The sequence below is a fragment of the Streptomyces sp. NPDC033178 genome (assembly GCF_055577685.1).
In genome coordinates this window covers 155,352-175,122 of sequence record NZ_JBVIPT010000010.1, presented here as the reverse complement: position 1 = coordinate 175,122, position 19,771 = coordinate 155,352, and the positions used below count along the sequence as shown (strand labels likewise).

Genomic DNA, 19,771 nt, shown 5'->3' with positions numbered 1-19,771 from the left:
CACCGGGGCCCGGAACCGGATACTTGCCGCGGTGGACCACACAGACGGGAGAGCACTGCGATGAGCAGGCGCGCCGCGGGCAGCGCGAACGACGGGAACAAACGGGCCACGGTCAAGGAGGTCGCGGCGCGGGCCGGGGTCTCCACGGCCACTGTCTCCCGGGTCCTGGCGGGCAACTACCCGGTGGCAGCCGCCACTCGTATCAAGGTCCAGCGGGCCGCGCAGGACCTCGACTACGTCCTCAACGCCGGGGCCCGGGGCCTGCGGCAGACCACCAGCAACACGGTCGCGTTCGTCGTGGCCGACGTGAAGGGCCCGTTCTTCTCCCTCATCGCCGACGGCGTGGAGCAGCAGGCCACCGCGGAAGGCCGCCTGTGTCTGGTGTGCACCACGCACAACGACCCGGCCCGCGAACTGGCCGTCATCGACCTCCTGCGCCAGCAGCGCGTCGAGGCGATCATCCTGGTCGGCGGCACCGTGCAGACCCCCGAGTACACGGAGCGCATGGTCAAGCTCGCCCACTCGCTGGACTCGGAGGGCTCCCGACTGGTCCTGTGCGGACGGGCACCGCTCGCCGGCGACCCGGACATCCCGCAGACGGTCGTGGAGTACGACAACGAGGGCGGGGCCTTCGCCATGACCAGCTACCTCCTCTCCCTCGGCCACGAACGGGTGGCACTGCTCGGCGTGGAGAGACAGTCGACCGCCGGCGAGCGGGTCAAGGGTTACCGCCGCGCGCTGGAGAGCCGCGGGCTGGCCTTCGACCCGGACCTCGTCGTCCCCGGTGTGCACAGCCGCGAGTCCGGCTACGAGGCCACGCGCCAACTCCTGACCTCGGGGCAGGGCTTCACCGCCGTCTTCGCGGTCACCGACATGATCGCGGCGGGTGTGCTCAAGGCACTGCGCGAAGCCGGGGTACGCGTGCCCGAGGACGTCTCCGTGGTGGGGTACGACGACATTCCGCTCGCCTCCGACCTCTTCCCCGCCCTGACCACGGTGCACGTCCCGCACGAGCAACTGGGGCGCAGCGCGGTGAGGTTGGCCCTGAACCGGAAGCAGCACCCCGTCCAGCACATCCGGATGGGCACGCATGTGATCGTCCGCGACTCGGCCGGCCCGGCCGGCTCCTGGCGTGCGGGAACGGCCCGGTGAACCGGCCGACGGTTCTGCGTGTCGAGCACCTCGACGAAACCCTCGGCATCACCGAGCGCCGTCCGCGGCTGTCCTGGCGGCTCCCCGAGGGCACGGGCGGTCAGCTCGCGTACCGCATCCGCTCGGAGGGCGTCGACACCGGCCGGGTCCCGTCCGACCGGCACCTCCTCGTCCCCTGGGCCGGCGGCCCGGCCCGCTCGGGACAGCGTGTCGAGTGGCGGGTCAAGGTCTGGACGGAGCGCGGCGAGAGCGAGTGGTCCGACGCCGCGCACTGGGAGTGGGGGCTCCTGGAGTCGTCCGACTGGACGGCCCGTTGGATAGAACCGCACGAGGACTCGGTACCGCCGCCGGGCGAGCGTCCGGCCCATGTGCTGCGCCGTGGTTTCCGGATCGAACGCCCGGTCCTGAACGCCCGGTTGTACGCCACGGCCCACGGCGTCTACGAGGCCGAGCTGAACGGCGTCCGCGTCGGCGACCTCGAACTGACCCCCGGCTTCACGTCGTACCACCACCGCCTTCAGGTGCAGACGTACGACGTCACCCGCCGACTGCGCCGCGGCGGAAACGATCTGCGCGTGCTCCTGAGCGACGGCTGGTACCGCGGAGTGACCGGCGCGCTCCAGGAACCGGACGGCTACGGCGACCGGGTCGCACTCCTCGCCCAGCTCGTCGTCACCCACCCCGACGGCAGCCGTACCGTCGTCGGCACCGAGCGCGGATGGCACAGCGCCCAGGGTGCCGTCACGGCCGCCGACCTGCTGCTCGGCCAGACCACCGACCTGCGCCGGACGCCGTCCGGGTGGCGGCCGGTGCGTCTCGCCACGGGCGGGGTGTACGAGGACTTCGACCGCCTCACCTCCTCGCCCGCTCCCCCGGTCCGCCGCGTGGAAGCCCTCCGGCCGGCTGCCGTCACCCTTCTTCCCGACTCGCTTCCCGGCCCTCTTCCCGGCTCGGAGCGGCAGATCGTCGACCTCGGCCAGAACATCAACGGCTGGGTGCGGCTGAACGACACAGGGCCCGCCGGCAGCACGGTCACGCTCACCCACGGCGAGGCCCTCGGCCCCGACGGCGATGTGACCCTCGATCACCTGACGGCACATCATTACCTCACCGGGGAGCCGTTCCCCCTCCGCCAGCAGGACAGGGTCACCGCCTCCGACCGCCCCGGGGAGACCTTCGAGCCCCGGCACACCACCCACGGTTTCCAGTACGTACGGATCGAGGGCCACCCCCGCGCACTCGGCCCCGAAGACCTCACCGGTGTCGTCGTCCACACCGATCTGCGCCGCACCGGCTGGTTCGACTGCGACCACGACGACCTGAACCGCCTGCACGAGGCCGCGGTGTGGAGTCTGCGCGGCAACGTCTGCGACATACCCACCGACTGCCCGCAGCGCGAGCGAGCCGGCTGGACCGGCGACTGGCAGCTCTACCTGCCCACCGCCGCCTTCCTCTACGACGTCGCCGGCTTCAGCGTGAAGTGGCTGCGCGACCTCGCGGCGGACCAGTGGCCGGACGGCAACGTGCCCTGCATCGTCCCGCGCGGCCCGTCCGGTGTGATGGACGCCCTGGACGGCTCCGCCGGCTGGGGCGACGCGGCCGTCATCGTGCCCTGGGAACTGTGGCGGGCGTACGGCGATCTGGACATCCTGCGCGAGCAGTACCCGTCCATGACGGCCTGGGTGGACTACGCCGCCGAGTGCGCCCGCGAGCGGCAGCACCCGGACCGGGCGGACAACGATCCCTATCTCTGGGACACCGGCCATCACTTCGGCGAGTGGCTGGAGCCGGGCGGCACCGAGCTGATCGACCCCACGCTTGACCACAGCGACGTCGCCACCGCATTTCTGCACCGCTCCGCCGACCTGCTGGCACGCAGTGCGCGACTGCTCGGCCACACCCGGGACGCCGAGCGGTACGAGGAGATCGCCGCGGGCGCGCTGCGCGCCTGGCAGGCCGCCTGTCTCGCCCCGGACGGCGGGCTCGTCCCGTCGACCCAGGCCACCCATGTCCGCGCCCTCGCCTTCGGCCTCGTGCCCGAGGGGCCGCGCGGGGCCGTTGCCGACCGCCTCGCGGCCCTGGTCAAGGAGGCGGACACCCACCTCGGCACCGGTTTCCTCGCCACACCCGACCTGCTTCCCGTGCTCGCCGACCACGGCCACCTCGACCTGGCCTACCAACTCCTGCTCCGGCGCACCCCGCCGTCCTGGCTCGGGATGCTCGACCGCGGCGCCACCACGGTCTGGGAATCCTGGGAAGGCATCGACGAAGCCGACGTCCCGCACGGCTCCCTGAACCACTACAGCAAGGGCGCCGTGATCTCCTTCCTGCACACCCGCACCGCGGGCATCCGGCTGCTCGAACCCGGTTACCGCCGGTTCCTCGTCGAACCCCGTCCGGGCGGCGGGCTGCGCCGCGCGGAGGCCGAACACGACAGCCCGTACGGCCGGATCCGCTCCGCCTGGCGCATCGAGCAGGGCACCTTCCACCTCGACGTCACGGTGCCCGCGGGCACCCGCGCCGAGATCCACCTCCCGGACGGCACCCGCACCGAAGTCGCCCCGGGGACACACCACTTCGGCGTCGACGGCTGACGCGAGTACGAGCTGGTGGTGTAGGCGGGAGATCGTCGCCGGCTTCGATGGTGCGCTCAATCGGCAGCATCTCGTTCCGGGTCAGTGAGACGGCTCCGGTGGCGGCCAGCCGGTCAGGCTGGGCACCAGTCAGCTCGGCGGCGAAGCCGTTGACGACGGTGTCCTACCTGTAGAGCGGCTTGACACCGCCCACGTCGTCACGCTGCTGTGGAAAACGTGGCCGTAGGCGGCCTGTCCCGGTCGTTCCCGTGACCAGAGGACGGCTCGACTACCCGGTCTACGCAGCCACGCGGCTCCAGCTCCGCCCGCTGGCCCGCGCTTCCTGTTCAAGATCCGGACCAGCCACGGGCCAGCGCACCGCCAGCCATCTGCATTTTGGCCATCCCTGCAGGTCAGCGCACCAGGGTGGCTTCGCCGCCCGCCGCGGGGCAGGTAAATGGGCACGTCGCACGCTCCGTAGCCCTTGGTCAGCGGTCTACGCCGCGACCTCGACGCAGTCAGCGCCCTCCTGAACAACCCATGGAGCTCTGGCCAGGTCGAGGGACACTTAACGCGCGTCAAGCTCCTCAAGAGGATGGGATTGGGTCGGGCCAACCTCGACCTGCTCCGCAGACGCGTACTGCATAGCCGTTGAACGCCCAACGTCACAAGATCTGCGACGGAGCCGAATTACGGTACGTCCGCACAGTCGGCGGCGGCCATCTCAGGTACGAACGGAACAGCAGCGCCGCTCCATCGTCTGCGCTGGTGACCCCCGGCAGCCAGACCAAGGCTCTGACCAGCCTGCTTGCGGAGGTTCTTCCGCCTGACGGAATCCGCCTTGCCGACCGCCGCCGGCATCACGACCCTGATTCAAACCACGGCATGCGGGGCGGGGACGCCCCGCCAGCAGGGACGGGAACGCCATGCCCCACATGACAGCCTTCACCAGGGACCAGTAGTTCCTGGCGAAAGCAGTCAACGAGGTCCCCTCAACGCGATCACTTCCACACCCTCTTGAGGGCGGCAGCGCGGACTCTGACACCGATCCAGCGCCGAGCCCCTGAGGGCTACCGCGCCACGCCGAGCGTCACCGTCGTGCAGGATTCCAACCCGACTTTCACGGGCCGCCATCCGTTCGCTTCGCCGGGGACACGCCGGACGATACTTTCGATCCGTCCGAGGCTTCCCGACACACCGCTGGCCAGCTGCCGTCCACACCCCTGCACCGACAGGGCGCCCGATATATCCCGTCTATCCACCCACGGATCAGACAGGGCGGACAATACGCGGGCCCGAATTCGACCCGGATTCGACCCGGGCAGTTTGTTCAGCGAGTAAACATGGGCTCTGGCCTGCGGAAATAAAGAGCGGCAGACGAGTCGGGCTGTACGCCGGGTTCAGTCCGAGACGCACCCCAATGCCAGGCACCGCGGGATGTTGCAAATCACGGGTCAAGTCAGCGGATGAGGCGGCCGCCATCTCGGGCACGGCCTGAGCTGACACGCCTCCACCCTCGCCGCGTGAACCAAGATCCGGACCATAGACGGGCCAGCGTCCACTGTCCAAGCTCCGCATCCCGCATCGGCGCTAGCCAGAGACACACAGACGGTGTACCACCAGCAGACCAAGAATCCACTGGTAGTCCGGTGCCGGCACCGGCACCGGCAGCCCGTCCCGCCACGGCGGCACCGTCGAGCCCGGCACCGGCACCGGCACCGGTGAGCACACCGTTTCCTGCACCTCGGTCACGGCAATCGTCCCGGCGGCGGACACAGCCAGGGCCTCGACCAGTTCCTGCGCACCCCTCGGTCATGAAGCGGACACAAGACGCCGCATGCCTCCCTCACCCGAGCGAAACCATGCCTGACCAGCAGAAATCAAGGGATCACGTTCGGCTGAGGTACGGCTTCTCAGGCATTCCAATCGGCCTTCTGGAGGCATTCCTGGAGAATCCAGTCGGTCAACTGACGTACGACAGTGAAGAGCCGAGATCCCGGAGGTGAGGGCGACGACACCCCCCAGCAAACAGTGACGGGAATGTGAGACACGATCCCCCCAAGGAGCAAAAAGAGCACCTCTGACCTGGGCATTTAGCTTGATCACTAGAATCTGCTCCCCATCCACGTAATGTACGTCCTGTACATTTTTTACAGGACCTCTCCCGGAGGAGCGTGTGTCATGACCCGACCGTCCGCCCGCCATGTCCTGCCCGAGTTCACCGAACGCACCAGTTCGGGGAGTCGGACCATGGACCCGTACTCGAAGCTGCTGGAAGAGCGGATCGTGTTCCTCGGGACGCCGATCGACGACGTCTCGGCGAACGACGTGATGGCGCAGTTCATGCACCTCGAGTACCAGGCGCCCGACAGGGACATCTCGCTCTACATCAATTCCCCCGGCGGCTCGTTCAGTGCGATGACGGCCGTCTACGACACGATGCAGTTCGTCAGCTGCGAGGTGGAGACGATCTGCCTGGGGCAGGCGGCGTCGGCCGCGGCGGTGCTGCTCGCGGCCGGCACACCGGGCAAGCGGTACGCGCTGCCGGGCGCCCGCGTGCTGATCCACCAGCCGTCGTTCTCCGAGCCCGTCCAGGGACAGGCGTCCGACCTGGCCATTCAGGCCGACGAGTTGATGCGTACCCGCGAGCAGCTGGAGGAGATGCTCGCCCGTCATTCGGGCCAGAGCCGGGAGCGGATCGGTGCGGACATCGAGCGGGACAAGATCCTGGACGCGCAGGCGGCGCTGGAGTACGGACTGGTCGACCGGATCGTCGCGAGCCGGAAGTCCACCCAGAGCGCACGCGGCGCGAGGTGAGCGGCCGATGCTTCCACCCGAGTTGCCGCCGCTGCCGGCCCTGACCCGTGCGGAGGCCGAGCTGATCGACCGTTACCTTGAAGTGGTCGACCTGCTGGGCCGGATCAACCCGGCCCATTCCGGCGACACCTACCGGGGGCTGCGCGCGGCCCAGGCCCTGGTCGGCAGGGCCACCGCGCTGCGCGACGCGCTGGCCCTGATGCACCAACGCGGCGAGCACGAGGTGCACGCGCCGACCCTGGCGCGGGCGCTGCGCGTCCTCGACGGTGAGCGCCGAGCGGGCCGGATCGCGCTACCGCCGCGCTCCGACAGCTGACGTACCGCCACGGACCCGGCGTCACGCAGGCATCTGACGAGACGTCCGGGTCAGGGTTCAAACGGACCGAAAGGCGTACCACCGAACAGCGTAGTCAGAGCTGCTTTTACGGGCCCGTGGAAGTTGCGCAACCCGCGTAGCCTCCGTACGGAATCAGACGTTCCGGTGCTGGTACGAGGGTCGTCGACCCCCTCGACGCCCTCCCGCGGGAAAGGCTGTCCACCCGAACGGGTGAGTGGTGAGTAAGCCCACAAAACGCCGATTCCGCTCGGCTTTTGGGACATCCGTGCGTCAAGATCCCTTCCGACGACAAGCCCCCGCCACAAGCGGCGGGGCGATCCGGGCGGACGCCGAGTCCTGCCGCCGTCCGGATGACCGGTCGACAGAAGTGGATCGGCAGGAGTGGAGGACCCAAGCACGACGGGTCGCCGGAACGGTCACGCCATGACCGGGCCGAGCAGCCCTTGGGGTGAAGCCGCGTCAGCGGCCGGGCAACTTCGCCAGCCCGAATCCGACAGGTCATCCTTCACAGGCGGCTGACGAAGGGTTGCGCATGACTGCGCTCAATCGTGTCCCGTCGCTGTTCAGCAGGGCCGGTACCGCATCGGCTCTCACCATCGCCGCTGTCGGCGGCGGCATCGTGGCCCCCGGATTCACCTCCGGCGCGGAAGCGGCCACACCCGCGACGAAGGCACTCCAGGTAGCAGCCTCGAAGAAGGGCTCCCCGTACAAGTACGGAGCCACGGGGCCCAAGCGCTTCGACTGCTCCGGCCTCACGCTCTACTCGTTCAAGAAGGCGGGCAAGTCCCTGCCGCGTACGGCCGCCGCGCAGTACAACAAGACGAACCATGTCTCCGCTTCGAACCGCAAGCAGGGAGACCTGGTCTTCTTCCACTCGGGCCGGAACGTGTACCACGTCGGCATCTACGCCGGGAAGGGACGGATCTGGCACTCCCCGAAGACCGGGGAAGTGGTGAAGCTCCAGAAGATCTGGACGAAGAGCGTCTGGTACGGCCGGGTCAGGTGACCCGCCCAGGAGGTGGCCGCGGTGATCGCCGCGGCCACCTTCCGGGGCCCGGTGCGTGATATTCGCCGCAGAGTGGTTACTCCTTCACTTATGGGCGACCTTCATCACCACGAGGAGCGCAACGAGACACGGCTTGAGCGCGCCGACCGCAACTTCAACGAACTGCTCCAGGAACTGCGGGTCACGCAGACCGGGGTGCAGATCCTCTTCGCTTTCCTGCTCACCCTCGCGTTCACCCCACGCTTCCCCTCCCTGGACTTGTTCCAGCGCACCACGTACGTCGTCACGCTGCTGCTCTCCGTACTGGCAGCCGCCCTCTTCACCGCCCCCGCCGCGCTGCATCGCCGGCTCTTCCAGCAGGGCGCCAAGCCGCAGGTCGTGAAGGCGTCCTCGCATCTGGCCGAGATCGGGCTCGGCGTGCTCGCGTTCGCTCTCTCCGGTTCGGTCCTGCTCGTCGTGGACGTGGCGACGAGCCGGGCGGGCGGCATCGCGGCCGGTGCGACCACCCTGGTCGTCTGCGCGGGGCTGTGGGCGCTCATCCCCCACCTGATGCAGGGCTCCGCCGACGAGGACTAGCGGGCGCCTTCACGCCACCAGTGGGGCACGGCGCTCAAGGGCACGGCGCTCATTCGGCTCTCACGGGCTGCACCGGTGCGGCCCAGGGCAGCATGATCGAGACCGTCTTGCCGCCCTCTCTGGTGGGCCGGACCGTCAGCTTGCCGCCGCACTCGACGGTCAGCCAACGGACGATCACCATGCCGCGGCCGTTGTCCTGCTGGACGGCCGCGGGCAACCGTTTCGGGAAACGCGGGTGGCTGTCGGTCACCCCGATGCGCAGCTGTTCGTCGCGGTCGAGTTCGATGTCCACCGTGAAGGTGGGCGACTGCCCGAACGTGTGCTGTACGGCGTTGGTGGCGAGCTCCGAGACGATGAGCCGGACCGTGTCGGCGGCCTCCGTGTCGGATGGAAGTCCCCATTCGGCCAGCACGTTCATGACGTATGTGCGGGCGGCGTAGACCGAGGCGGGATCGCTCGGCAGAGTGACGGATGCTTCCTGGTGGTCTGCCATGGCGAGGTCGTCCCTTTCCCACGGGACCGGAGTCCGACACGAAGCGGATGACTTCGAGTACGGTCCCGGACTGGTGCTTGCGCCAGAGTGCCACTACCTCGGCGTTCGTGGTGCCGATCCACCGAGATATGCATATATCTGTCGCTCGAAGCGGTGAACTCTGCGACGGCCGACCGTATTTGGGCGGGGGGCCGGTTCGTCCTCTACGGTCGGCGTGACGCCGGACGATATAGCGCCGGCGCGACGGTCGGAAGGAGACGGCCATGCAGTACGGTCCCGCTGTGCGCCGCCGGAAGCTCGGTGCCGAACTGCGTGCCCTGCGTGCCCGTGCGGGCCTCAAGAGCGGCGAGGCGGCCCGGCTCGTCGGCTGGCACCAGTCGAAGGTGAGCCGGATCGAGACCGGCCGCAGCGGGGTGAAGCCGGCGGACGTGGAACTGCTCCTCGACGCGTACGACGTCCGGGACGCGGAACTGCGCGAGCTGCTCGTGGTGCTGGCGGGCTCCGACGACAACGGCAGGCACCACTGGTGGCACGCCTACCGGGGTCTTCTGCCGTCCACCTACAGCGACTTCATCAGCCTGGAGTCGCAGGCCAGCGTGATGCGCACGCTGGAGAACTCCGTCGTGCCGGGGCTTCTGCAGACACGGGAGTACGCCCGTGAGGTGACCCTGGCAGCCGTGGACGGGGCGCCGGACGACAAGGTCGACGCGTTGGTGGAGGTGCGTCTCGCCCGTCAGGACGTCCTGCGTTCGAATCCACCGCTCCGACTGAGTGCGGTTCTCGACGAAGCGGCCCTACGACGAACGGTCGGCGGACCGGAGGTCATGGCACGGCAGTTGGACCACCTCAGAGAGGCCGCGCAACTCCCTCACGTGCGGATTCAGGTGCTGCCGTTCGGAGTTGGAGCTCATGTCGGCGTGACAGGGCCCTTTGTTATTTTTTCGTTTCCGAGCACATCTGATCTGGATGTGGTTGTTCTAGACCACTTGACGAGTAGCCTCTATCTCGAACGGAAAGAAGACCTCCAGGCCTACAGCGAGGCCTTCGACTCCCTTCAGGTCCACGCCCTTTCGCCCGAGGAAACGTTGGATTTCATCGCCGGTGTAGCTCACGGCGCATAAGGAGGCACCATGCCCGCCCTGCCTCGGCCCCTACCTTCGAGCACCCGTCTGCACGGTGTGCGGTGGCAGCGCAGCAGCCGCAGCACGGGAATGAACAACTGCGTCGAGACGGCCCGTCCGGCCTCCGGACCATGGGCCGGACTGCTCGCGGTGCGCGACTCCAAGAACACGTCGGGACCCGCCCTACTCTTCGCCTCCGCCGCCTGGGAGGGATTTATCGCCGCGCTTCGATGATCAGGCGTACGGCACGGTCGAGTTGCCCGTCGGTGAGGTCCGCGCGGGCGGTGAGCCGCAGCCGTGAGATGCCGTCGGGCACCGACGGGGGACGGAAGCAGCCGACGGCGAGACCGGCCTCACGGCAGTCCGCGGCCCAGCGCACGGCCCGCTCCGGGGAGGACGCGCGCACGGAGACGACGGCGGCGTCCGGTCGTACGGCTTCGAGACCCTCGGCCGTCAGCCGTTCGTGCAGGGTGGTCGCCACGCCGCGCGCGCGCGTGGCCCGTTCCGGTTCCCTGCGCAGCAGACGCAGGGCCGCGAGGGCCGCGCCCGCCGCCGCGGGAGCCAGACCGGTGTCGAAGATGAAGGTACGGGCCGCGTTGACCAGATGGTCGATGACGTGCGCCGGTCCGAGAACGGCGCCGCCCTGGCTGCCGAGCGACTTCGACAGCGTGACGGTGGTGACCACGTCCGGCGCGCCCGCGAGACCCACCGCGTGCGGCGCGCCCCGGCCGCCGTCGCCGAGTACGCCGAGACCGTGCGCGTCGTCCACGAGCAGGGCGGCACCCGACTCCCGGCAGGCGGCGGCGAGTCCGGTGAGCGGGGCCGCGTCGCCGTCGACCGAGAAGACCGTGTCGGAGACGACGACGGCCACTCCGGCATGCGTGCCCAGCGCCTTGCGCACGGCGTCGGGGTCGGCGTGCGCGACGACCTGGGTGGTGCCGCGCGCCAGACGGCAGCCGTCGATCAGCGAGGCGTGGTTGCCCGCGTCGGAGACGACGAGGGAGCCGTGCGGGGCCAGCGCGGTGACGGCGGCGAGATTGGCCGCGTACCCCGAGGAGAAGACCAGTGCGGACTCGAACCCGCAGAATTCGGCCAGCTCGCGTTCGAGTTCCGCGTGGAGCTCCGTGGAGCCGGAGACGAGCCGGGAGCCGGTCGCTCCGGCGCCCCAGGTCCGCGCGGCGCCCGCGGCCGCCTCGGTGACCTCGGGGTGCCTCGCCAGGCCCAGATAGTCGTTGCCCGCGAGATCGAGGAGCGGGGAGTCGGCGGGGCGGGGACGCAGGGTGCGGACCAGTCCGGCCCGGCGGCGCGACCGTGCCTGCTCGTCGATCCACTCGAAAGGCGATCCCGACATATGTCCTCCGGGCCATGAGGTGAGGGTGTCCCATGGGGCGCCGACACATGACATTTCGTCCGGACCGTCCCCACCTGCCTTTTGTAGGCAACGCACAGACCCTAGCCGGACCACCAGCCGCCCATGATGTGGCAATACCCACACGTCGAACGACCTCTGTTGTCCGGTCCCTCCTTGGCCCGGCGCGGTCGGATAGGCCAGGATCGGACCTCATGGACCTGCTGAACACGCTGGTGGACAAGGGGCTTCGGCGAGAGCTGCCGACCCGCGAAGAGGCGCTGGCCGTACTGGCGACCTCCGACGACGAACTCCTCGATGTCGTGGCCGCGGCCGGCAAGGTACGCCGGCAGTGGTTCGGCCGACGGGTGAAACTCAACTACCTGGTCAACCTGAAGTCGGGCCTGTGCCCGGAGGACTGCTCGTACTGCTCGCAGCGGCTCGGCTCCAAGGCCGGGATCCTCAAGTACACGTGGCTGAAACCCGACCAGGCCTCCGAGGCCGCGGCGGCCGGGCTCGCGGGCGGCGCCAAGCGGGTCTGCCTGGTGGCGAGCGGTCGCGGTCCCACCGACCGTGACGTGGACCGGGTCTCGGACACCATCAAGGCGATCAAGGACCAGAACGAGGGCGTCGAGGTGTGCGCGTGCCTCGGGCTGCTCTCCGACGGCCAGGCCGAGCGGCTGCGCGAGGCGGGCGCGGACGCCTACAACCACAACCTGAACACGTCCGAGTCGACGTACGGGGACATCACGACCACCCACACGTACGCCGACCGCGTCGACACGGTCCAGAAGGCGCACGCCGCGGGCCTGTCCGCCTGCTCGGGGCTGATCGCGGGCATGGGCGAGAGCGACGAGGACCTCGTCGACGTCGTCTACTCGCTGCGTGCGCTCGACCCCGACTCGGTGCCGGTCAACTTCCTGATCCCGGTCGAGGGCACCCCGCTGGCCAAGGAGTGGAACCTCACGCCGCAGCGCTGTCTGCGGATCCTCGCGATGGTCCGGTTCGTCTGCCCGGACGTCGAGGTGCGGATCGCGGGCGGCCGCGAGGTCCATCTGCGCACGATGCAGCCGCTCGCCCTGAACCTGGCCAACTCGATCTTCCTCGGCGACTACCTGACCACCGAGGGCCAGGCCGGCAAGGCCGACCTGGAGATGATCGCGGACGCCGGGTTCGAGGTGGAGGGCACGGGCCAGGTGACGCTTCCGGAGCACCGGGTCACCGCGGGCGGCAGCTGTGGTTCCCACGCCGAGGCCGGTTGCGGCTCGCACGCGCACGCCGGCTGCGGCTCCCACGAGGGCGGCGGCTGCGGCCCCTGTGGCTCGGCCTCCGACGAGCAGGCCCCCGCGGCGACGCGGGTCCCGGAGACGGCCCGGGCCTCCGAGGCGCGTACGGACCTGGTCGCGGTACGCCGCCGGGGCGCCGGAACGGACCTCGCGCCCAATGCCTGACCCGCACGTGTCCGGCCTCTCCGTGCCCGAGCTGCTTGAGCTCGACCGGCGGCACGTCTGGCATCCGTACGGTCCGATGCCCGGCCGGCAGGAACCGCTCGTCGTGGAGTCGGCGAGCGGGGTGCGGTTGCGGCTGGCCGGCACGGACGGCGAATCGGGTGAACCGGGCGAGCTGATCGACGGCATGTCGTCCTGGTGGTCGGCGATCCACGGCTACAACCACCCCGCGCTCAACGAGGCGGCCCGCGACCAGCTCGGGCGGATGAGCCACGTGATGTTCGGCGGGCTCACCCACGAGCCCGCCGTACGGCTGGCGAAGCACCTTGTCGACATGTCGCCCGAGGGCCTTGAGCATGTCTTCCTGGCCGACTCCGGCTCGGTGTCCGTCGAGGTCGCGGTCAAGCTGTGCCTCCAGCACTGGCGTTCCCTCGGCCGCCCGGGCAAGCGGCGCCTGCTGACCTGGCGCGGCGGCTACCACGGCGACACCTGGCAGCCCATGTCCGTGTGCGACCCCGAGGGCGGGATGCACGAGCTGTGGCAGGGCGTGCTCCAGCGCCAGGTGTTCGCGGACCCGCCACCGGTCGCGTACGAGGAGTCGTACGCGGACCAGCTGCGTGAGCTGATCGAGCGGCACGCGGACGAGCTGGCCGCGGTGATCGTGGAGCCGGTGGTGCAGGGCGCCGGCGGGATGCGGTTCCACTCCCCCGCGTATCTGCGGGTGCTGCGCGAGGCCTGCGACGCGCACGACGTGCTGCTCGTGTTCGACGAGATCGCGACGGGCTTCGGCCGTACGGGTGCCATGTTCGCGGCCGAGCACGCGGCGGTGACGCCGGACGTGATGTGCGTGGGCAAGGCGCTGACCGGCGGCTATATGACGATGGCGGCCACGCTCTGCACCGCGCGGGTCGCCGACGGGATCTCGCGGGGCGAGGTGCCGGTGCTCGCCCACGGCCCGACCTTCATGGGCAACCCGCTCGCCGCCGCCGTGGCCTGCGCCTCGATCGACCTGCTCCTCGGCCAGGACTGGCAGACCGAGGTCAAGCGCATCGAGACCGGGCTGCGGGAGGGGCTTGCTCCGGCGGCGGAGCTGCCCGGGGTCCGGGACGTACGCGTGCTCGGTGCCATCGGGGTCGTGCAGCTCGACCACGAGATCGACATGGCCGCGGCGACCCGGGCCGCAGTCCGCGAGGGCGTGTGGCTGCGCCCGTTCCGGGACCTTGTGTACACGATGCCGCCGTACGTCACCGGGGACGCGGATCTGGCGCGGATCACGGCCGCGGTGTGCGCGGCAGCTCGGGAGGGCTGACATGTCTTCGGTACTGGTGATCACGGGGACGGGCACGGAGGTCGGCAAGACCGTGGCGACCGCGGCCGTCGCGGCGGCGGCTCTCGCGGCCGGGCGGTCCGTGGCCGTGCTCAAGCCCGCGCAGACCGGTGTGCTGCCGGGCGAGCGCGGGGACGCCGACGAGGTGGCCCGGCTCGCGGGCGCGGTGACGTCCGTCGAACTCGCCCGCTATCCCGAGCCGTTGGCTCCCGCCACGGCGGCCCGGCGATCCGGTCTCGCACCGGTGCGGCCGGCCGAAGTGGCGGAGGCGGCAGGCAAGTTGGCCGCCGACCACGACCTCGTGCTGGTCGAGGGGGCGGGCGGCCTCCTCGTACGGTTCGACGACGAGGGCGGCACACTCGCGGACGCGGCACGGCTGCTGGACGCCCCCCTCCTGGTGGTCGCCTCGGCCGGACTCGGCACGCTCAACACGACGGAGCTGACCGCCCGCGAACTGCGGTCCCGGCGGCTCGACCTGCTGGGTGTCGTACTGGGCAGCTGGCCGAACGAGCCAGATCTCGCCTCGCGTTGCAACCTCGCGGATCTGCCGACGGTCGCCGAGGCACCACTGCTCGGTGCGGTTCCGGAGGGTTCGGGTCAGCTCCCGGCAGCCGACTTCCGCGCCATGGCGGGCAGTTGGCTCGCACCACGGCTTGGGGGAACGTGGAACGTGGAGGCCTTCAGCGCCCCTTGAGGGGCGCGGGGCTGTGACATCTTGCGGCTCCGCCGCGTGGGCGCGACCAGCCGCAACCGGCCCGCGGACAAAGAACAGCATTCCGACGGCGCTCACTCCTCCGACGCCAACAACCTCACCAACTCGATCCGCGACCGAATGCCCAGCCGGTTGAACACCCCCCGCAGATGGTGATCGATCGTGCGCGGACTGAGCAGCAGCCGGGAAGCGATCTCCCGGTTGGTCGCCCCGTCGGCGGCCATCCGAGCAACCGTCAGCTGCTGAGCGGTGAGCAGAGCGGCCAAGTCACAGGCCTCGCTCGGCGGTTGGGCGGGCTCACCCAGGGCACGGAGTTCGCCCCGGGCCTGAGCGGCACAGTGCGGAGCACCGAAGTGCTCGAAGGCTTCGAGCGCGCTGTGCAGCCGGTCACGCGCCTCCGTGCGGTTGCGCAGCCGTCGTAGCGCGCCGCCGAACAGCAGCTCCGTACGGGCGCGTTCGAAGTCGCGGGTGCCGCCGGCGTGCAGGTCGAGGGCGGTCCGGTAGTGCTCGACGGCCTCGGGCCCGGTGGCCAGCAGGGCCCGGCAACGGGCGCTGAGGGCAAGGTCGTCGGGGCTGCGGACGGCGCTCGCCCAGCGGTCGTAGTCGGCGTGGGCGGCCCGCGCGACGCGGGTGTCGCCGGTGCGGACGGCGGCTTCCACGTAGTGCGGGGTGGCGAGATGGCGTACGGCCCGGTGCCCGTGCCCGGGGCCGAATCCGGCGAGGGCGCGCAGCCGGGACGCGGACGCCGCGTAACGGCCGGTGCTGAGGTCGAGGAAGGCGAGCGCCCACAGGGCGAGGGCGGCGGCGAGGCCGAGACCGCGCGCCAGGGCGTAGGTACGGGCCTCTTCGGCGCGGGCCCGGCAGACGTCCTCGTCGCCGGTGACGGCGGCGAACATGGCGAGGGCGGCCTGGAGATGGCAGGCCCCGTTGTCCTGCCCGGTGGCGTACGCCTGGCGCAGGGCGTCCAGAGTCGCGGCGCCCGCGGCCCGTGGGCGGCCCGTCCAGAACTCGGCGTAGGCCCGGAACTCCATGGCCTGCGGGACGGTCATGGACTCGCCCCTGGCGCGGGCGGAGGCGGCGGCGCGTACGGCCGCGGAGGCGGCGCGGGTGTGGTCGCCGAGCATCAGGGCGGCGATCGAGGAGTGGATCAGTGAGGTGGGGTCGCCGCCGGGCCCGCAGCGCCCGGCGGCCGCTTTCAGGAGATCGCGGGCGTCCTCGTACCGCCCTTCGAACGCGGCGGCCAGTCCCCCGAGTGTGCCCGGTGGCACGATCCCGTACCGGTCGGCGACGGCCGCGGCCTCCCGGCATCGGCGCAGGTCGCCGGTGTAGACGGCGGCTTCGGTGGCACGTGCCACCAGGTGTGCGGCAACGTCGGGGGCGGCCGGAACGGCAGGGCGTACGCCTCGGACCGCGCCCGCGCCCTCGATGAGCGCGCCGCCGACCGTGCGGTCGCCGTCGGTGCCGCTGCCCGGTTCACCGGCGAGTGCCCGCTCTCCCGACTCCACCCCGCGTACCGCCTCCGCGAGCAGCGCGTCGAACGACTCCGTGGCGTTCCCCGCGCGTAGAGCGAGCAGTCCGCTCAACCCGTCGACGTCGCCGTGGGCCGCGAGGCGGCGGGCCCGGTCGGCGTCGCCCGAGCGCCAGGCGTCGGCGGCGGCCCGGGCCAGCAGGCGGGGGCGTTCGCGCGGGTCGGGGGTCAGCGCGGCGGCTCGTTCGAGGAGAGCGCAGGCCAGCGCGTGTTCGCCCGCGGCCCGGGCCTCGTGGGCCGATGCGCGCAGCTCCCCCGCGAGGCGTCGGCTGGGCCCGAGTGTGGCGGCTGCGCGGTGCCAGGACCTGCGGGGCGCCTCGCCCTCGCCGCGCAGGACGCGGGCGAGCAGCCGATGGGTCTCGCGCCGGTCCAGGGCCGACGCGGTCTCGTAGGCGGCGATACGGGTCCAGGGGTCCCGGAACACGACTCCGGCGGACGTCGGATGGGCGAATCCGGCGGCCTCGGCCTCGTCGAGGGGCCCGGTGTCCAGCCGGGCAGCGGTCACCGCGCGCTGGAAGGCGTGCGTGGCGAGGGGGTATTGGTCAGCGGCGGCGATCAGCAGGAGCCGCCGGGTGTCCGGCGGGAGGGTCCTGATCTCGCGCCGCTGGGACCGCAGCAGACCGGGGGCCACGGCGACGGGCTCGGCCGGAAGCGGTTCCAGACCGGCCAGTTGGTGCTCGCTCAGGGCGGCGGCGAGTTCCACGGCCGCGCGCGGATCGCCGTGCACGGCACGCAGCACCCGGACCCGGACGCCTTCGGACATCGGGGTTCGCGGGTGCGTTCGCGGCACGCCGCCCGGTTGTTCCGGGGCGTTCATCAGGGGCGGTGGCGAATGCTGCGGGAGAGGCGGGGGGTTCACCGAGGTCACCACACCTCTCACGTTACTGGCGAGTTAAGTGGTGCGTAAAGACCGGCGATTTCACCGATGCGGCGCGCGTAGACCCCACCTGACACTCCTGACGAACCCACCCACATCAGGAGGCACCATGACCCGCCGCACACGCACTGCCGGCACGGTCTTCGCAGCGGTCCTCGCGTCGCTGCTTCTGTCCCTGTCCCTGCCCGCGTCCCCGGCGAACGCCGCCGCCCGCAATCCCGTCGTCTTCGTGCACGGTCTGAGCAGTTCGTCGAGCAGCTGGGACGACTGGACCGCCGACTTCAAGGCCGACGGCTACACCGGCTCCGAGCTGTTCGCCTGGTCCTACGACTGGGGCAAGTCGAACGTCACCACAGCCCAGCAACTGTCCACCAAGATCCAGAGCGTGCTCTCCCAGACCGGCGCGTCCAAGGTCGACCTGGTCGTGCACTCGATGGGCGCCCTGAACTCCCGCTACTACCTCAAGAACCTCAGCGGGACCGCGTACGTCGACGACTTCGTCTCCACGGCCGGGACGAACCACGGGACCACGACCGCCGGCTGGTGCAGCTGGATCTACACGTCCTGCGCGGAGATGTACACCGGCAGTTCGTTCCTGACCTCACTCAACTCGGGCGACGAGACACCGGGCAGTGTCTCCTACGCCAGTTACTGGTCGAACTGCGACGAGGCCCTGACCCCGGACACCACCGCGATCCTCAGCGGTGCCACGAACGTCGAGGTCGGGTGCGTCTCGCACACCGACATGAACAACGACCACGGCGTCTACGAGCAGGTGCGCGACTTCATCGCCTGACCCGCCCGTCGCGGCCGCCCTGTGGTCCCCGCACGGCCGGGGCCACAGGGCGGGACCGTGCCCGCCGAACAGGACGACCCGCGAACGGGTGAGCGAGCCCGTCCCGGGGGACAATCGCGGTAGGCCCCGACCTTCAGGGGAGGTCCCCCATGCGACCGCGTGGCTCCAGCACCACCAGGACGGGTCAGCCGGCCCCGGCCCCGGTTCACCACCCGCTGTTCGCCCGCTTCTACGCCAAGTGCAGCGTGGCGGCGGAGCCGACCATCGGCGTCCACCGCGAGGAGCTGCTCGCCGGGCTCTCCGGCCGGGTCATCGAGATCGGCGCGGGCAACGGACTGAACTTCGCCCACTATCCGAGCACGGTCTCGGAGGTCGTCGCCATCGAACCGGAGCGCCGCCTGCGGACGTTGGCGGTGACCGCAGCCCTGCGTTCCGACGTGCCGGTCGACGTGGTCCCGGGCGTCGCGGAGGCGCTGCCGGTCAAGAGCGAGGCCTTCGACGCGGCCGTCGTGAGTCTGGTCCTGTGCAGCGTACGAGACCTGCCGCGGGCCCTCACCGAGATCCGCCGTGTCCTGCGTCCGGGCGGTGAGCTGCGGTTCTTCGAGCACGGGAGGGGCGGCGGCCGCGCGATGAACGCCGGTCAGCGCGCCCTGGACCGCACGGTGTGGCCGCTGCTCTTCGGCGGCTGTCATGTGAGCCGTGACCCCGTGGGCGCGATCAGGGACGCGGGGTACGAACTGGGCCCGTACCGTCGGCTGTTGGTGCCCGAGAAGGGGCCACGGATGCCGACTTCGTACTGCGTGCTGGGGACCGCGCGCCGGCCCGCGGCCGAGAGCCCGCCCGATTCCTGAGGCCGAGAGCCTGCCCGGTCCCTGAGGCCGAGACCGCCCGGCCTCAGGAGGCCGCACCGGGACTCCGACCCCCGGTTCCGGCCCCGGGTTCCCGCTCAGGACTCCGAGGTGCTCACAGACTCCACTGGCGCAGTTCACGCGCGATGTCGTCCACCGTGGCCTCGCCCGTCTTGACCAGGCGGGCCAGTTCACGGACCTGCTCGGGCGAGGTGACGACCTTCAGGCCGCTGGCGACGAGGTAGGCGTACGCGACGGCCATGGCGAACATCGCGTTGGAGCGTTCGAGTGCCGGGACGTGCAGCAGGAGCTGGAGCAGTGCGGCGGCACGGGTGTGCGGGGTGTCGTAGACGGGGACGCCGAAGATCTCGGCCTCGTGGCGGCTGACGGCGGCGACCAGGGCGCCGAAGTCGGTGACCTGGGGGTCGCCCGGCGTCTTCTGTTCGGCGACCATGAGGAGCCAGGCGAGGTCGACTCTGATGTTCAGGGGTTCGTTCAAGAGCTCAGCGACGGCCTTCTCGCTCCGCGCCGAACTCCTCGACGAAGACGGACTCGTACTGCTTCATGAAGTCGGCGGCGGCCTCGACGAAGGTGTGGCCGGCTTCTCCGGTGTCCTGTCTGACCAGCTCCTCGATGTAGCGGTTGACGCTCATCCCGCGGGCCAGGGCGCGTTCGCGCGCGGCGCGGGCGGTTCCCTCGTCCACGCGCACGTTCAGCTGGGTCTTAGCCATACCTCGAAGCTAGCGCCGATGTGCTAGCAGAGGCAAGAGGGCCCGAATCACCCCTCCCCTAAGGGTGCCCCTTACACAGAT

At 70.6% G+C, this 19,771-nt stretch carries 19 protein-coding genes and 1 riboswitch; of the genes, 13 read left to right on the top strand and 6 right to left on the bottom strand.

Features of this window, described 5'->3' with window-relative positions:
- The first annotated feature begins 60 nt into the window (after window positions 1-60).
- A complete protein-coding gene (locus tag ACZ5VQ_RS25040; RefSeq protein WP_469106805.1) occupies window positions 61-1,152 on the top strand; it encodes a LacI family DNA-binding transcriptional regulator in 1,092 nt (363 codons plus the stop codon).
- Window positions 1,149-3,746, top strand: a complete 2,598-nt coding sequence (locus ACZ5VQ_RS25035) for a family 78 glycoside hydrolase catalytic domain (RefSeq protein WP_469106804.1) — start codon at window positions 1,149-1,151, stop codon at window positions 3,744-3,746. Before ACZ5VQ_RS25040 ends, ACZ5VQ_RS25035 begins: the two co-directional genes overlap by 4 nt.
- 1,569 nt (window positions 3,747-5,315) lie before the next feature.
- Here the strand turns inward: ACZ5VQ_RS25035 and ACZ5VQ_RS25030 are convergent.
- Window positions 5,316-5,477, bottom strand: a complete 162-nt coding sequence (locus ACZ5VQ_RS25030) for a hypothetical protein (protein WP_469106803.1) — start codon at window positions 5,475-5,477, stop codon at window positions 5,316-5,318.
- Window positions 5,478-5,906: 429 nt separating this feature from the next.
- On the opposite strand from ACZ5VQ_RS25030, the gene ACZ5VQ_RS25025 reads away from it, so the two are divergent.
- The 4 genes from ACZ5VQ_RS25025 to ACZ5VQ_RS25010 all read left to right on the top strand — a co-directional run bounded on the left by ACZ5VQ_RS25025 (window position 5,907) and on the right by ACZ5VQ_RS25010 (window position 8,461).
- Window positions 5,907-6,542 (top strand): ATP-dependent Clp protease proteolytic subunit, encoded by a 636-nt coding sequence (locus tag ACZ5VQ_RS25025; RefSeq protein ID WP_469106802.1) that lies wholly within the window; start codon window positions 5,907-5,909, stop codon window positions 6,540-6,542.
- A 7-nt stretch (window positions 6,543-6,549) separates the two neighbouring features.
- Entirely contained in the window at window positions 6,550-6,858 is a 309-nt protein-coding gene (locus ACZ5VQ_RS25020) for a hypothetical protein (RefSeq protein ID WP_055615901.1), read from the top strand.
- Between the two features lie 370 nt (window positions 6,859-7,228).
- Window positions 7,229-7,408: riboswitch (cyclic di-AMP (ydaO/yuaA leader) on the top strand.
- A gap of 3 nt (window positions 7,409-7,411) precedes the next feature.
- On the top strand, window positions 7,412-7,885 hold the full coding sequence (locus ACZ5VQ_RS25015; RefSeq protein ID WP_362068012.1) for a C40 family peptidase: 474 nt from the start codon (window positions 7,412-7,414) through the stop codon (window positions 7,883-7,885).
- Window positions 7,886-7,975: 90 nt separating this feature from the next.
- Entirely contained in the window at window positions 7,976-8,461 is a 486-nt protein-coding gene (locus tag ACZ5VQ_RS25010; RefSeq protein WP_362068009.1) for a DUF6328 family protein, read from the top strand.
- A gap of 49 nt (window positions 8,462-8,510) precedes the next feature.
- On the opposite strand, the gene ACZ5VQ_RS25005 is transcribed toward ACZ5VQ_RS25010, so the two are convergent.
- Entirely contained in the window at window positions 8,511-8,954 is a 444-nt protein-coding gene (locus tag ACZ5VQ_RS25005; protein WP_362068006.1) for an ATP-binding protein, read from the bottom strand.
- Between the two features lie 263 nt (window positions 8,955-9,217).
- Here ACZ5VQ_RS25005 and ACZ5VQ_RS25000 point away from each other — a divergent pair, with 263 nt between their 5' ends.
- Complete coding sequence (locus ACZ5VQ_RS25000; protein ID WP_469106801.1) at window positions 9,218-10,075, top strand: helix-turn-helix domain-containing protein; 858 nt, start codon at window positions 9,218-9,220, stop codon at window positions 10,073-10,075.
- Window positions 10,076-10,084: 9 nt separating this feature from the next.
- Window positions 10,085-10,309 carry a DUF397 domain-containing protein gene (locus ACZ5VQ_RS24995; RefSeq protein WP_469106800.1) on the top strand — a complete coding sequence of 75 codons (225 nt, stop codon included), beginning with the start codon at window positions 10,085-10,087 and terminating at the stop codon, window positions 10,307-10,309.
- On the opposite strand, the gene ACZ5VQ_RS24990 is transcribed toward ACZ5VQ_RS24995, so the two are convergent.
- Window positions 10,290-11,426 (bottom strand): 8-amino-7-oxononanoate synthase, encoded by a 1,137-nt coding sequence (locus tag ACZ5VQ_RS24990; protein ID WP_469106799.1) that lies wholly within the window; start codon window positions 11,424-11,426, stop codon window positions 10,290-10,292. The genes ACZ5VQ_RS24995 and ACZ5VQ_RS24990 overlap by 20 nt on opposite strands.
- A 212-nt stretch (window positions 11,427-11,638) precedes the next feature.
- On the opposite strand from ACZ5VQ_RS24990, the gene bioB reads away from it, so the two are divergent.
- The 3 genes from bioB to bioD are packed head-to-tail and all read left to right on the top strand — an operon-like array spanning window position 11,639 to window position 14,892.
- Window positions 11,639-12,874 carry a biotin synthase BioB gene (gene bioB / locus ACZ5VQ_RS24985; RefSeq protein WP_469106798.1) on the top strand — a complete coding sequence of 412 codons (1,236 nt, stop codon included), beginning with the start codon at window positions 11,639-11,641 and terminating at the stop codon, window positions 12,872-12,874.
- A complete protein-coding gene (locus ACZ5VQ_RS24980) occupies window positions 12,867-14,180 on the top strand; it encodes an adenosylmethionine--8-amino-7-oxononanoate transaminase (protein ID WP_469106797.1) in 1,314 nt (437 codons plus the stop codon). The genes bioB and ACZ5VQ_RS24980 overlap by 8 nt, the downstream gene beginning before the upstream one ends.
- A 1-nt stretch (window position 14,181) precedes the next feature.
- A complete protein-coding gene (gene bioD, locus ACZ5VQ_RS24975) occupies window positions 14,182-14,892 on the top strand; it encodes a dethiobiotin synthase (protein WP_469106796.1) in 711 nt (236 codons plus the stop codon).
- 92 nt (window positions 14,893-14,984) lie between these two features.
- Here the strand turns inward: bioD and ACZ5VQ_RS24970 are convergent, their stop codons facing one another.
- Entirely contained in the window at window positions 14,985-17,201 is a 2,217-nt protein-coding gene (locus ACZ5VQ_RS24970) for a helix-turn-helix transcriptional regulator (protein WP_469106795.1), read from the bottom strand.
- A 223-nt stretch (window positions 17,202-17,424) separates the two neighbouring features.
- Here ACZ5VQ_RS24970 and ACZ5VQ_RS24965 point away from each other — a divergent pair, with 223 nt between their 5' ends.
- Together ACZ5VQ_RS24965 and ACZ5VQ_RS24960 are read left to right on the top strand one after the other, a co-directional pair.
- Window positions 17,425-18,111 carry an esterase/lipase family protein gene (locus ACZ5VQ_RS24965; protein ID WP_469106794.1) on the top strand — a complete coding sequence of 229 codons (687 nt, stop codon included), beginning with the start codon at window positions 17,425-17,427 and terminating at the stop codon, window positions 18,109-18,111.
- 149 nt (window positions 18,112-18,260) lie between these two features.
- On the top strand, window positions 18,261-18,962 hold the full coding sequence (locus ACZ5VQ_RS24960) for a class I SAM-dependent methyltransferase (protein ID WP_469106793.1): 702 nt from the start codon (window positions 18,261-18,263) through the stop codon (window positions 18,960-18,962).
- Between the two features lie 112 nt (window positions 18,963-19,074).
- Here the strand turns inward: ACZ5VQ_RS24960 and ACZ5VQ_RS24955 are convergent, their stop codons facing one another.
- Together ACZ5VQ_RS24955 and ACZ5VQ_RS24950 are read right to left on the bottom strand one after the other, a co-directional pair.
- Entirely contained in the window at window positions 19,075-19,413 is a 339-nt protein-coding gene (locus ACZ5VQ_RS24955) for a fic family toxin-antitoxin system, toxin component (protein WP_362069420.1), read from the bottom strand.
- Window positions 19,414-19,462: 49 nt separating this feature from the next.
- Window positions 19,463-19,690 carry a hypothetical protein gene (locus ACZ5VQ_RS24950; RefSeq protein WP_055615889.1) on the bottom strand — a complete coding sequence of 76 codons (228 nt, stop codon included), beginning with the start codon at window positions 19,688-19,690 and terminating at the stop codon, window positions 19,463-19,465.
- Between the last annotated feature and the right edge of the window lie 81 nt (window positions 19,691-19,771).

What these genes read in the sequence shown, in the direction of transcription:
- ACZ5VQ_RS25040 (WP_469106805.1), top strand. Translation starts at nt 61, where the DNA reads ATGAGCAGGCGCGCCGCGGGCAGCGCGAACGACGGGAACAAACGGGCC.
- ACZ5VQ_RS25025 (WP_469106802.1), top strand. Translation starts at nt 5,907, where the DNA reads ATGACCCGACCGTCCGCCCGCCATGTCCTGCCCGAGTTCACCGAACGC.
- ACZ5VQ_RS25020 (WP_055615901.1), top strand. Translation starts at nt 6,550, where the DNA reads ATGCTTCCACCCGAGTTGCCGCCGCTGCCGGCCCTGACCCGTGCGGAG.
- ACZ5VQ_RS25015 (WP_362068012.1), top strand. Translation starts at nt 7,412, where the DNA reads ATGACTGCGCTCAATCGTGTCCCGTCGCTGTTCAGCAGGGCCGGTACC.
- ACZ5VQ_RS25010 (WP_362068009.1), top strand. Translation starts at nt 7,976, where the DNA reads ATGGGCGACCTTCATCACCACGAGGAGCGCAACGAGACACGGCTTGAG.
- ACZ5VQ_RS25005 (WP_362068006.1), bottom strand. Translation starts at nt 8,954, where the DNA reads ATGGCAGACCACCAGGAAGCATCCGTCACTCTGCCGAGCGATCCCGCC.
- ACZ5VQ_RS25000 (WP_469106801.1), top strand. Translation starts at nt 9,218, where the DNA reads ATGCAGTACGGTCCCGCTGTGCGCCGCCGGAAGCTCGGTGCCGAACTG.
- ACZ5VQ_RS24995 (WP_469106800.1), top strand. Translation starts at nt 10,085, where the DNA reads ATGCCCGCCCTGCCTCGGCCCCTACCTTCGAGCACCCGTCTGCACGGT.
- ACZ5VQ_RS24990 (WP_469106799.1), bottom strand. Translation starts at nt 11,426, where the DNA reads ATGTCGGGATCGCCTTTCGAGTGGATCGACGAGCAGGCACGGTCGCGC.
- bioB (WP_469106798.1), top strand. Translation starts at nt 11,639, where the DNA reads ATGGACCTGCTGAACACGCTGGTGGACAAGGGGCTTCGGCGAGAGCTG.
- ACZ5VQ_RS24980 (WP_469106797.1), top strand. Translation starts at nt 12,867, where the DNA reads ATGCCTGACCCGCACGTGTCCGGCCTCTCCGTGCCCGAGCTGCTTGAG.
- bioD (WP_469106796.1), top strand. Translation starts at nt 14,182, where the DNA reads ATGTCTTCGGTACTGGTGATCACGGGGACGGGCACGGAGGTCGGCAAG.
- ACZ5VQ_RS24970 (WP_469106795.1), bottom strand. Translation starts at nt 17,201, where the DNA reads ATGTCCGAAGGCGTCCGGGTCCGGGTGCTGCGTGCCGTGCACGGCGAT.
- ACZ5VQ_RS24965 (WP_469106794.1), top strand. Translation starts at nt 17,425, where the DNA reads ATGACCCGCCGCACACGCACTGCCGGCACGGTCTTCGCAGCGGTCCTC.
- ACZ5VQ_RS24960 (WP_469106793.1), top strand. Translation starts at nt 18,261, where the DNA reads ATGCGACCGCGTGGCTCCAGCACCACCAGGACGGGTCAGCCGGCCCCG.
- ACZ5VQ_RS24955 (WP_362069420.1), bottom strand. Translation starts at nt 19,413, where the DNA reads ATGGTCGCCGAACAGAAGACGCCGGGCGACCCCCAGGTCACCGACTTC.
- ACZ5VQ_RS24950 (WP_055615889.1), bottom strand. Translation starts at nt 19,690, where the DNA reads ATGGCTAAGACCCAGCTGAACGTGCGCGTGGACGAGGGAACCGCCCGC.